General features: G+C 33.1%; 6 protein-coding genes and 1 pseudogene. 6 read left to right on the top strand and 1 reads right to left on the bottom strand.

Translation table 11 applies throughout. The annotated features are described in order from the left end of the window. On the bottom strand, nt 1–557 hold a 557-nt coding region (locus tag H8R24_RS02765; RefSeq protein ID WP_225876755.1), incomplete at its 3' end, for a transposase. A gap of 138 nt (nt 558–695) precedes the next feature. Between H8R24_RS02765 and H8R24_RS02760 the strand changes: the two genes are divergently transcribed. The 6 genes and pseudogenes from H8R24_RS02760 to H8R24_RS02735 all read left to right on the top strand — a co-directional run bounded on the left by H8R24_RS02760 (nt 696) and on the right by H8R24_RS02735 (nt 13,877). Continuing rightward, a complete protein-coding gene (locus H8R24_RS02760; RefSeq protein WP_187016918.1) occupies nt 696–3,377 on the top strand; it encodes a T9SS type A sorting domain-containing protein in 2,682 nt (893 codons plus the stop codon). A gap of 544 nt (nt 3,378–3,921) precedes the next feature. After that, a complete protein-coding gene (locus H8R24_RS02755; RefSeq protein ID WP_187016919.1) occupies nt 3,922–5,652 on the top strand; it encodes a hybrid sensor histidine kinase/response regulator in 1,731 nt (576 codons plus the stop codon). A 22-nt stretch (nt 5,653–5,674) separates the two neighbouring features. After that, complete coding sequence (locus H8R24_RS02750) at nt 5,675–6,202, top strand: hypothetical protein (protein ID WP_187016920.1); 528 nt, start codon at nt 5,675–5,677, stop codon at nt 6,200–6,202. 196 nt (nt 6,203–6,398) lie between these two features. Continuing rightward, nucleotides 6,399–8,801, top strand: a pseudogene (locus tag H8R24_RS02745) (chondroitinase-B domain-containing protein). Between the two features lie 43 nt (nt 8,802–8,844). After that, a complete protein-coding gene (locus H8R24_RS02740) occupies nt 8,845–9,396 on the top strand; it encodes a hypothetical protein (protein WP_187016921.1) in 552 nt (183 codons plus the stop codon). 194 nt (nt 9,397–9,590) lie between these two features. After that, complete coding sequence (locus H8R24_RS02735; protein WP_187016922.1) at nt 9,591–13,877, top strand: PAS domain S-box protein; 4,287 nt, start codon at nt 9,591–9,593, stop codon at nt 13,875–13,877.

Genomic DNA, 13,877 nt, shown 5'->3' with positions numbered 1-13,877 from the left:
CTGTCTTGTAAATCGTTTTGATCTAAATCCGTTAAGTATTCTTGAGTTTTCTCCTCAATATAAGCTAAATGTCTATCAATTTTCTTTTGATTGAAATTAGCTTTCTTGCTGTTGTGCGCTCTACTTTTAGTACCATCAATGGCAATGGTTTCACCGGCAATCAAGTCCACATCTTTTAGGAATGAAACAAAGAGTTTGAACAAGTTTTTCAATCCCGATGGATTCTGTTTTCTAAAATCAGAAATACTATGGTAGTTCGGTACAATTCCACACAAAAGCCATTGTAGTTCAATATTACGAACACACTCTTTTTGAAGTTTTCTACAACTTCGCAAGCCATTTAAATAACCATATAAATAGATTTTAAGGAACAGTTTAGTGTCGAAACTTGGACGACCTTCTGTCTTTAACGTTTGAATCTTAAAACCTAAAGTCTGTATTGACAACGCTTCCACAAAAGCGTCTACAAAACGAACTGGATTATCTGGTAAAATCATGTCTTCTAAACTTGAAAAGACCATCTGATTGCGCGGTATTCCTGTGATGTGTTGCATCATTAAATATACAACTTTTCTTCCTTTTATATTATATTATGTGTTATATTTGAAAGAAATAAACGGAAGTTTTTTCACAGACTGACGTTGGTAGACAGCAATAAATATAACAAAATTTAATATTTAAAAAATTAACAAAATATGAAAAAAATTACCATTCTCTTTATTTTGATTGTCTCACTTACCCAAGCACAAACATTTACTGTTGATAATCGTTTTAACCCTTCTGATTTAGGAGTTTATGCCCAAGATCTTGGAAAGTGGGGTGTTATTTTGGATAATGGAAAAATACTTACTTCTAAAGATGGTACTGAGGGTATTTACAGATTAAACAGTGATGGTAGCGCAGACAATTCCTTTACTAAAACTTCAGAACCTCTGACTACTAATGCCAAATTTTTTTTTGCCAATAAACTATCAGGAAATTATATTGTACCCTTTAATTCTCAAAGCTCCCCTGATAATACCTCTTTAAAAAGTTATAATTCAGATGGCAGTTTAAGCTCTTCATTTACCCCTCCAATATTTTCATATAATAATGGTTATGCCCGAATAAATAAAATTCACTTCTTAAGTGATGGAAAAACTTTAGTCTTTGGTTCATTTAATTCAGTTAATGGTACATGGAGTCCTAATATGGTTAGGCTTAATACAAATGGCTCAGTAGACACTACTTTTAACATAGGTACAGGTTTTTTTGGGGAAACAACAGCCTTCGCATTACAATCTGATGGAAAATATGTTGTTGGCGGAAATTTCTCTTATTTTAATGAGGTTTCCAAAGAAAAAATGGTACGATTAAATCCTGATGGAGTTTTGGATACTAGTTTTATTATCAAAACCGTTTATAGCTCTTCGGGCAACATAACAGGTTTTGTAAATTCAGGTCCAATCAACGATATAATAATACAGTCTAATGGGAAAATAGTAACAGCAGGCGCAAGTTTGTATCTAAATGGGAGTGTAAGCAGGCAGTCTATTGTTAGATTCAACTCTGATGGAACCACAGATTACTCTTTTCAGTTAAATTACCGAACAAATTATTATCCTGAAAAAATGATATATGATTCAGATGGAAATATTTATTTCCGTGTTGAGGGAATTATAAAAAAATGTGACAATACCGGCAAAATCATTACAACTTTTAACGACCTAAATATAAATGGAGATGTAAATGGAGATTTAAACCTGCAGAATAATAAAATTATTGTAGCAGGAAATTACAAAAATCCTTCCGGAATAACAAGGTCAGGTTACCACAGATTAAATACGCTTGGCGGTATAGATTTAACTTTTAATCCAACTTACGGTCCCAATGTGCAATATGAATATTATCCAAATAGTGAATTAAATTTAGATGTTTTACCCGACAATAAAATCTTATTTTATGATAATACCTCTTATGGCTTTACAACCTATAACGACAAACCTGTTAAAAGTATTATTAGATTAACTGAAAACGGAGAGCTGGATAATAGCTTTACAATTGATCCGTTACTTAATAGCTCTATGATTTATAAAAATTCATTAGAAACAAAAAAGATTTTTGATGGAAAGTTATATTTCAGGCTGAATAGTAATTTAAAAGGAAATTATATCATAAGATTAAATTCTGATGGTTCAATGGATAAAAATTTCAATTTCACATCTAACCCTTTAGGTTTTAAAGTTAAAGAGGATAATAAAATTATTAGCTTCGGAAACTCTGAGTTTTATAAGAATGGAACTAAATATAGAATAGTTCAGTTTAATAGTGATAGCACTGTTGATCAAGCTTTCACATCTCCCTCTTTTAATACTTATCCATCGGATCTCAAAATCCTGGATGATGATAAAATAGCAGTCAGTTTTGCATTCCCTAATGGCCTAGGTTATTATAATATTGGTAAAATAGTCATATTGAATGAGAATGGTTCAATTAATAACGAATATACAACACCGTTTCCTATATCTAAATTTAAAATTTTAAAAGGAGGAAAAGCATTATTGACTTCGAATGAAAATTATTTGTTTAAATATGATATTACTGACGGGACAATTGATTCGAATTTCAAACCATTTGTTTTGCCATTAGGTAATTATATATTTCTTTCAAATGACAGAATAGCATATAATAGCGGTGTATTAAATAACGGATCAATTTTTAACGTTATTGATTTTAACGGCGTTAAAACAGATGCTTTTACAATTCCGCCATCCGGTAGAGCTTACGCTACACAAAACTGTGAAAATATTTTGATTTGGGGATTTTTCAACTCCGTTTACGGAATCAATAAAAATAATATCTGCAGGGTATCCATTCCGGGATTGACAACTGTTCCAGCTCCCACAGCTCAGCAAAACCAATCATTTATTCAAGGTCAGACTTTGTCTGATTTAACTGTAAATGGTCAAAATATTACATGGAATAGTTCTCAAAACGAATGCATATCAAATAGTAATACCTATAAGATTAATAGTCTTTTACCAAGTACTACTTTATTAACTAATGGAACAACCTATTATGCTTCCCAAGTAATTAGCGGAATAGAAAGCAATTACAGATTACCTATAACAGTAAATCTGGCTTCTCTAGGTATAAAAGAAATAGAATCGAATCATATAAAAATATATCCAAATCCAGTAAAAGATAAAATAACTATATCAAATTCTGCAGACATCGAAAAAATAGAATTATACAACTTGATTGGACAAAAGATTTTTACAAATAGTTTTCTAACTAATAAAATTACTATTGATTTAACTAATTATAAAAGTGGAGTTTATTTACTTAAAATATTTTCTGAAGGTAAAGTTTATGCAAATAAAGTAATCAAAGACTAAATTAAATATCTACAATTTACATCTTTTTTGGTCGAAAAAAAATCACTATTAGAACGATAAAAAAAAGATTTTAATTTAAATAAAATATCTACATTTTACCGATCGCACAAAACACGCTACAAGCAAGCTGGATAATTGGCTTTAGGAACTATGGCTTTGTATCAGCAGAAATTTAGCTAAACTGAAAGAACACGCATTTTTAATCCCCGCCAGCGTGTAGCACAGATACGTATTGTGCAACAACTACTCATTAGCCTGAATTTATACTCACCCGGAAAATTGTAAAACAAAACGAAAAATGGTTGGTTGACGGTTGTGGAATTATCAACATTCCAAAACAGAAACGAGCAAAAAGATAAAGACGTAACAAACACATCCTCATTTTACAGTTGATTACCCACCCTTAAATAAATCAAAAATACAAACAGTACTAATTAAGAAAAGGATTTCAAAAATACTTGATGCATATTTGGTTAATCACCTTCATTTGTTTACATTTAAAAAATAATTAGACCAATAAAAATTATTCTTTATTTAGTTTTATATGGACAGTAATACCCAAACGGCCTCTAGCAACGAAAAAACCATCTATCGTTTTAGTAAGCTAAATCATTTTAGCTTTAACTTTTTTTCTTTTCAATTTTTGATTGTTACTGCATTCCTGTTTTACTTTGAGTTAACCTATGTTGCTTGGGGAAGCTTACCCATTATAATATTATTTTTATATTTCTCGGCCTCAAAAAAATACAGCTTTAATCAAAAAGCAATTGTCACTGTATTTGTTCTTATAGTGTACTTCACCTACGCTTATTTATTGTACGGTAAAACCCTTAATACAGTCGTTCTACTATACATCATTCCTATTGTATTATTAATCATAATACGGTCACATAAACTTATGTTTATATTGAGTGCAATTATTATAGTACTAGTTTCCATTATTAGTTACAATGACTTTTTTGGGTTTGACTACGGAAACAAGAAATATTATGACCAAGACAACACTAATTTCTTTTTCTACTTTATTGTACTAATGATTATGGTATACTTGATTGTACTGCTTACTGCCCGGACCAATCTTGTTCAATACATAATTAAAGACCTCAAAAAGAAGAATGTTGAACTAGAAGAATCCCGCTCTGAATTGAAAAAATTACAAATCAATAAAGAATCATTTTTTGCAATAATGAGCCATGAGATTCGTACTCCGCTCAATGCCATCAAAGGAATATCAGAAATTCTAAAAAACAACAAACAAAGCGAGGAGGACCAAAACCTACTCGAACTTATGGATTATTCCTCCAACCATTTACTCGCATTAGTAAACAATATTTTAGATTTCACCAAGCTCAACGATGGTGTGTTTTCGCTCCAATTTACAGAATTTAATTTGCGTAAAACATTAACATCCTTGTTCAAAATGAATGAACGACTCGCATCCGAAAAAACAATCAGTTACCAAATTGAAATTGCAGACACCATTCCAGATTACGTATATGGCGATAAAAACAGAATTAATCAAATAGTTTTAAATCTATTAAAAAATGCAATTGAATACACCGAAGCCGGATCAGTAAAAATGGTTGTTGATGGCGTCTATAATGAAGATGCCGAAGCTCAATTTCTACTTCAAATCACCATATCTGATACCGGCAAGGGAATAGAAAAAGAATTAGGAGACAAACTTTTTCAAAAATATGCATCCTCAAATAGTTCTACTAATAGTGTAGGCTTAGGGTTAACCATTTCAAAAGGCTTACTCGATTTAATGAATGGAAGCATTTCTTTTTATTCAAAGATTGATCAAGGCACTACCTTTTTTATCACCATCCCGTTGCCCGTTGTAAAAAACAGCACTAACAAAGGAGACCAAATTGACAGCTTTTTACAAGACAGTAGTATGAAAATATTATTAGTAGATGATAATAATATAAATTTATTAGTACTGCAAAAACAATTAAAGAACAAACTTAAAAACTGCGAGCTAACGCTAGCGCATAACGGTCAAGAGGCTATCAATTTACATCAGGAAAATCAATATGATATGATTCTAATGGATGTGCTTATGCCTGTAATGGACGGAATTACCGCTACAAAACAGATTCGCAATAGCACTGATAGAACTAAAAAAAACATACCAATCATCGCCTTGACGGCAAATGTAGGCGAGAAAGAAATGTTACAATGTCTAGACGCAGGAATGAATGATTTTATCACTAAACCATTTGAGATAAGTGCTATCTTAAAAGTAATAGCCAAAATAACTTTGGATTAAAACACCTATAAAAAGTTGCATCATGAAAACCAGTATAGCTCTAGCACTCCTTCTTAGTTTGTTTTTAAATTGTAAAAACAAACCGAAGATGGATAGTTCTGCAGCTGCTACAATGACAGAACCTATAAAAACCTCCGGTGAGTGGCAAACTGCTGCCACAACTGGCATTTTGGTTCCACTAGACATCTTAGATAAGAAAAGTTCCAATAAATACGAAAAGTATGGGGTAGAATTCTCAGGAAACTGCTATGCTTGCGACTTAGCGCAATTAAAAATAACAAGCAAACAACTCACCGTTTCTAATGTTTGTAATCCTACCAATAATGTAAAACTGACTATTACAAAGCAAGAAAGCAGCCCTAACCAAATTAAAATAGTCACCAAAAACAACCAATTTCTATTTGTTAAAATAGATCCTGAACCCATTTATCAATTAAATATAATCAGTGGTCCTTGGAATAATTTAGCTTTGAGACTAAGCCCTTATTATACCATAGAAAAAAAAATATCCCATTTTACTGTACATGATTGCGGTGATTTTCAAGGCTAATAAAAAGGTTTAAAAAAGGATCTATTCGAATAGTAATTCTCTTCTTTCACACATTACCAAAAGATAAAAATACCCAATATCAATACTTTAGGAAAGAAATAGGATATTTCATTTTTTACTGTAAATTTGGTTAACCAATTCTTATTCCTGACAAAAGTCTGCCTAAAATCATCTGTTCGATCCAACGTCGTCACTAATGAACAAATTTAAAATGGCAATAACAAAAGACAAACCTCAAAGAACTTTAAGGAAACCAATTGATAAAACAGTAACCAATTACCACAAAATGAAAAACACAGTTCTAATATACAGCCTTCTTGTACATTCTTTATTTTATGGCCAAAGCACGAATCAAAAAAACATTCTAGTTAAAAATAGTATAGAACTAAATAAAGCCATTGCAACGGCCACTGCTGGAAGTCAAATAGTATTAGCCAATGGTGTTTGGAGTGATATTATAATCAATTTTTACGGGTCAAGGACTGCTGAGAGCCCTATCGTTTTGCGTGCCGAAACCCCAGGAAAAGTTTTTATCGAAGGAATATCTTGCTTACAGCTTGGTGGAGAATACTTGGTTGTAGATGGTTTGTATTTTCGAAACGGGCATACTCCCACTAGTGGAGTCATACGTTATAGGATCGATACAGACAAAACTGCTTACCATTGTAGAGTGACAGGAACGGTAATTGATGGTTTTACACAACCCAACCGATTAGCAACCGATCAATGGATTGAGTTCTATGGTAAGTACAACCAACTTGATCATTCGTATATTACAGGAAAATCAAACGATGGTGAGACGCTAAGGGTATATTTATCAGGTAATGAAAACATTAACAATTACCATCAAATAGTTCAAAACTACTTTGGACCACGACCAAGAAAAGGGGGACCAAGAGGCGAAACCATTCGCGTAGGCGCAAGCGAAACCAGTTTTGCTCCAAGCTTTACAAATGTGTAAGACAACTATTTTGACCGCTGTAATGGCGAAGTAGAAATTATCTCAGACAAGTCAAATTCCAACTCTTACAACAATAATATATTTTACAAATGTGAAGGATCCTTAGTTTTACGTCACGGAAATTATGCTACTGTTGATAGCAACATTTTTATAGGTGGCGATGAATCTAATTTTTATGGAGGCATTAGAGTCGTGAACTCCGGACATATGATTACCAATAATTATTTTTATAAAATAAGAGGAGAAGAATTTAGATGTCCACTTGCTGTCATGAATGGTATTTTTAACACCGGACTTAATCGCTATAAACAAGTAACAGATGCTGTGATTGCCTACAATACATGGATTGATTGCAAATCACCCATACAAATAAGTGTGGGTCAAAACATAAAAAGTGCCGATGTGCTTCCGCAAAGTGAAATTCGAGCCGAAGCGCCTATTCGAACAACGATTGCAAACAATATCATCTACAACACTATCGTAGATCCTGCGCCGCTTATCAACCATCATAAAATGGACGGAATCAATTTTAAAGATAATTTGATAGACAATAATGGGGCACCTTATACCGAATATGATGTACTAGAGAGTGCTACAATACAAATGAAAAAGGTAAACGATTGGTTATTTATACCCGATGATTTAACTACTAAAAAAGTATCAACAACCTATACGGGTTACGAATTTTCGGGCATAACAAAAGATCTTTTTGGTAGTTCCAGAACAACCAAAAACAGCGTTGGTGCCATTAATGACCTACAAGCAGCAACTCAGTTTACTATCAATAAAAAGAAATATGGCCCAACATGGTTTTCAATGGATGCGATCCTGAAAACCCCAACGATTATCAAAGCATCCAATACCAATCTAATCGAAAAAATCAACCAAGCAACAGCTGGCGATATCATCGAACTAACAGATCAAAATTATACATTGACAACTTCTTTAAAAATTGATAAAGTATTAACCATCCGTTCTATAAATCCTAAAAAGAAAGTACAACTAACATACACAGGAGAGGCTAACACAGCTGCTTTCGAAATGAATCCAAAAGGAAATCTAACCTTAAAAGATATAAAACTACTAGGAAGTAAAACCCAATACGCATTTGCACCTTTAGAGAAAAATATGGCTTCGGCTTATAATTTAAGAATTGAAAATAGCGTGATTGAAAACTTTGACTATGTTTTGAGAGCTACAAAAGGATCCTTTTCTGATTCGATAACAGTTCAAAAAACCATCATTAAAAACTGTCAAAACGGTATTGTACTAGCAGCTGATGACAAAGGAGATTATAATGCGGAAATGGTTACTTTTAATCAATGTACCTTTTCTAACATACCTAATAATACAATTCATTTTTTTAGAGACGGATATGATGAGTCAACCATTGGAGGGGTGCTTACAGTAAGTAATAGTACTTTCACAAACTGTGGAACCGCAGACAAAAGCGATGTATTAATCAAAACTCGAGGAATTATTAATGTTAACCTATTTAGTAATGTCTTTACCAATAATGCTACGGCCTTTGTTGCTATTTTGTGGGGCGAAAAAAACAACCATCATTCAAACAATACTTTAAACCAATCCGGAACTATAAAAGTAGAAGAACAGCAAAAACTTAAAATATTATATTAAAAGTGCCGTTTAAATACCAACAAGTAACAATAAAACCATTGGAATGGATCAGAACCAAATTGAAACGATAGCGCTATTAAATAAACACAAACTAATACTAATTACCGCACTTCTTTTTAGTTTGATCTCTTGCAAAAATTCAACTGACTCATTTATAGAAAATGGGAATCGTACAACGGCAACACCTCTATTTGTAGAGCAAGTCATTGGAAAAACGGGCTATCTTATAACGATCCCAAATGATTATACTATTAGCGCTACAGATGGACCTGATGCAATGATCTATTATATTTACCGTAAGGACAGTACTAAAATGGATCAATGGACCGCCGGCTTGTATTTTGGTAATCACCCTTCGGAGTTTAAACCTGCTGATAGCAACTGTAAGACTAGCACAATAAAAAGAAAAATTTTAGACTTAAATCTAGATTGGATACTATACAATTGCAATGAGAAAAAATATAGTATTCAAACCATAATTCCCAATACTAAAACTAAAGGATGGGATCAAAACATTCACGTTTTTGGCAACGCAGCAACAAAACAAGACTTACAAGTCATTTTTAAGAGCTACGCTAGCTTACATTTAAAATAGGGTGTGTAAATACTGTTGCAAATTCAGCAATAAAAATCAAAAGAAGGCCAAATAAGTACGTAAAAAACGGTATTACGTATATTTTACTGTTTTATTAAAAAAAAACACACAAAATTCTTATATAAAATCCAATAAATTAGGGAAATTTAAACTAAAAAAAGTTATTTTTAACACTTACTTTAAGTGTTAACGGTATGACCATAGAAATAGCGGAACTAATCGACCCTAAAAAGATTGATTCTTTACTTATAAGATTTACAAAAACAGCAGGACTAAACGCAGCTATTATAGATCTTGAAGGAATAATTCTGTCTCAGCACCAATGGCGTTCGCTATACCATAATTTTTACATCAATAATCCTGAAACAGCAAAATGGCTCAGTTGCGTTTCTCCTAATGTACAAATTCAAGAGGGATTTAATTGCTACAAAAACAGCAATGGATTAACCGAGTTAGCAATTCCTATTTTGTTAAACGGGATCCATTTAACTACATTATTTTCAGGGTACTTTTTCACAGCACAACCTGATATAAAAACCTTTGAAAAAGAAGCGCAACAGTATCAATTTAATGAAGGTCAATACAGTAAAGCAATAACAGTAACACCCGTATTGGCACTAGAAACTGTGAAAGCAAACATGCTCTTTTTCAAAGAATCGCTCGAATTTGCTTTAGAATTAGCTTTTGATAAAAAGGAACAAAACGATTTGAATATTGCATTGACTACCAGTAATTTATTTACTCAAAGTATCATTGATAACAGTCATGCAATGGTGTATGTGGCTGATTTGGAAGGTAAGTTTAAATTAGTAAACAAGCAATTTGCCGCTATCTTTCAACGAGACAAATCAGAAATTGTAGAAAAAAACCGGGAGCAAATAATGCCTTTGGCTGTTGCCAAAGAACATCGAGCAAACGATATCAAAGTAATCCAGTCCAAAAAAGCTATTACAATCGAAGAGGCAGATATGGAAAAGGACGGGGAGCATTTTTATATTTCTCAAAAATTCCCTCTTTTTGACATCAATGGTGACATCAATGGTGTAGGCGGAATTTCGACTGATGTTACGGAAAAAAATAAAATTAAAGAAGCACTTGTTAAAAGTGAATATAAATACAAAAGCTTATTTGAAAACTCGGCAGATGGTATCATAGTGTTCAATCAACACAGTGAAATATTAGAATTAAATGCTAAAATATGTGAGATTTTAGGCTATACTAAAGACGAACTAGCTGCCTTCAAAGGATTTGAAATAATACATCCAGACGATTTAGCAGCCAAAGACCATAATGCTGCTTTGGATATCTTACAAGAAGGCAATTCCATACTAAGTCAATACCGATTGCAAAGAAAGGATGGAACTTTTATATTCACGGAACTCAACACCAAGATGATTGGAGAGAATCAATTCCTGAACATCATAAGAGACATTACCGAACGCAAAAATGCAGAAAAAATAATACAAGAAAGTGAAATAAAATACCGCTCGTTTTTTGAAAATAGTATTGATCCCATGTTGCTAACCTATAGTGATGGTCAAATATTATCGGCTAATGCTGCCGCTTGCGAATTATTTGGTTACACTGCCATCGAATTCCAGCAATTAGACAGAGCCGCAATTACTGATTTTACAGATGTGCGTTTGCCAGAATTACTTGCCACACGGCAAGAAAAAGGAAAAGTGCGTACCGCTATTACATTATTAAAAAAAGGCGGTGTCCCGTTTGAAACCGAAGTATCCTCGGCTGAATTTAAAAACGCTGATAATATCAAGTTTACAAGTATTATCATCCGCGATGTTACAGAGCGCGAGCAAGCACAGAAAAGAATACATGAAAGCGAAGTAAAATATCGTGCTTTTTTTGAAAACAGCATGGATGCTATGTTGCTAACGAATACTAACGGTAAAATACTATCCGCTAATCCTGCTGCTTGTACAATGTTTCAATGCACCGAACAAGAAATCATAGCTCTTGGTAGGCCTGGATTAACAGAGGCAACAGATCCTCGTTTACTTGAAATCATCTCCAAGAGACAAAAAGACAAAAAAGCTAGCGGAGAGCTCACGATGTTGCGCAAAGACGGAACACAGTTTGAAGTCGAAATTTCATCAGCCATTTTTGAAAATGCCGATCGTGTTACTTTTACAAGTCTGACGATTAGAGATATAACAGAAAGAAAAGAAGCAGAAAAAGCATTACTAGAGCGCGAAAAAATACTATCGGTGATTTTTAACAATCACACTGATTTACAACTACTAGTGAGTATCGATCCGGAATGCGACTTTAGAGTAGATGCTATAAACAAGCCTTATATTGATACCGGAAAAGCATTTGGACTTTTAATCGATCCTAAAGCACTGATAGGTCAACCTATTCGTGTTCTTAATGAAGCTGTGGGCTTAGGTGATGATTATTACAATACAACTTTAGCCACCTACAACAAAGTGATTAGTAGCGGTAAACCAATTCATTTTACCGAAACTATTAGTCTTTCTGGGCAAAACTACACCTCTGAAATTACTTTGAGCCCAATCATGGATGAGCAAGGAAAATGCCAATACATTTTATATAATTCACACAATATAACAGAACAAACTAAGGCTACTAATGCTTTATTTGAAAGCGAAGAGAAATTCAAATTAATTTTTCGAACAAGTCCGGATTTTGTAACAATTAATCGATTAGAAGATGGTGAATATGTAGATGTAAATGATAGTTTTATACAGACTTCTGGCTATGCAAGAGAAGAAATTATCGGAAAAACCTCATTCGAACTAAACATTTGGAATAATTGCGAAAATCGAGACATAATGATTTCTAAACTCCATGAGACCGGAAAAGTAGAAAATTTGGAAGCCCAATTTACCTTAAAAAACGGAAAAATAATCGATGGTTTACTTTCGGCTGCTTTAATTGTTATCAATCAAAATCAACATCTATTAACAATAACAAGAGATATCACTGAGCTGAAACAAGCAGAGCAAGCATTCAAAGAAACCGCTGCCAATTTAAGTTCGATGATTAATAATCGTGAAGATTCTATCTGGTCCATCGATCTTGATTTTAATTACATTATTTTCAACAGTACCTATGAAAAAATCATCAATGATCAGTACAGCATACAACTGAAAAGAGGAATGAGTTCTACAGAGAAATTAACAAAAGATGAGCTTAATTTTTGGAAACCTAAATTTCAAGCTGTTTTCAATGGTGAGAGTGTAACATTTGAATTTGCACATATTATAAACAAGGAGCTAAGGTACTTTCACACCTCTTTGCATCCTATCATTGAAGGCCATAAAATCACTGGAGCTTCTGGATTAAGTATCGATGTAACCAAAAGAAAATTAATAGAAGAAGCCTTAAAACTATCCGAAGAAAAATTTGCAAAATCATTTATACTAAGTCCTTTTTTAATAAGTCTAAGTACCTTTGAAGGCGAAGTAATCGAGGTTAATGATAGAATATACTCCACCTTAGGATATACAAGAGAGGAATTTATTGGTAATAATACTTTAGAATTACCATTATGGGTAAACCCTCAAGAGCGAGAAAAATTTGCTTTACTACTACAAACAAAGGATCGTTTAAATGAAATGGAAGTTCAATTTCGTAAAAAGTCTGGCGAAATAGGAGAGTTTTTTATTTCGGCTTGTATTATTGAAGTGAATAGTAGACCATTATTCCTAAGTATTATTCATGATATTACACAAAGAAAAAACGCCGAAAAACAGATAAAAGAGCTAAATACACAGCTTGAACTTAAGGTACAACAGCGTACAGCGCAACTCGAAGCCATCAATAAAGAATTAGAAACCTTCTCCTATTCTGTTTCACATGATTTAAAAGCACCTTTACGAGGCATTGATGGCTACAGCAAGCTATTGTCGGATATTTATAGATCCGATCTCAAAGAAGAGGCACAATCATTTATTGACAAAATACGTCGCTCTACTTTGCAGATGAACGAAATCATTGATGACCTTTTGGACTATTCTCGTTTAGAACGAAGCCAACTGACCATTAGTAAATTGAATGTAATTGATTTAATAAACTCTGTTTTATCTGTTCATAGTTTTGAACGTAATACAGGAACAATTATTTTTGATCCAAAAGCGGATAACGTAACAATCAATGCAGATGCCAACGGTTTTATTATGGCGTTTCGTAACTTGGTCGAAAATGCTATCAAATTTACTAAGGGACATGAACATCCCATTATTACAATCGAAATTAAAGACAATAATGAATCTTGGATTATCAGTGTTGCTGATAACGGAATAGGTTTTGACATGCAATACCATCATAAAATTTTTGATATATTCCAACGTCTTCAAAGAGCCGAAGATTACCCTGGAACCGGTATAGGACTTGCGTTAGTTAACAAAGCAATGAAACGAATGAACGGGAAAACTTGGGCAGAAAGCAGTCCGAACAAAGGCGCCACTTTTTATTTAGAAATACCAAAAAACCAATAA

It is taken from the genome of Flavobacterium muglaense (assembly GCF_014305155.1).
GTDB classification, from domain to species: Bacteria; Bacteroidota; Bacteroidia; order Flavobacteriales; family Flavobacteriaceae; genus Flavobacterium; species Flavobacterium muglaense.
Note: the sequence above shows the minus strand (reverse complement) of the source record. Positions and strands in the feature narration are given on the sequence as shown.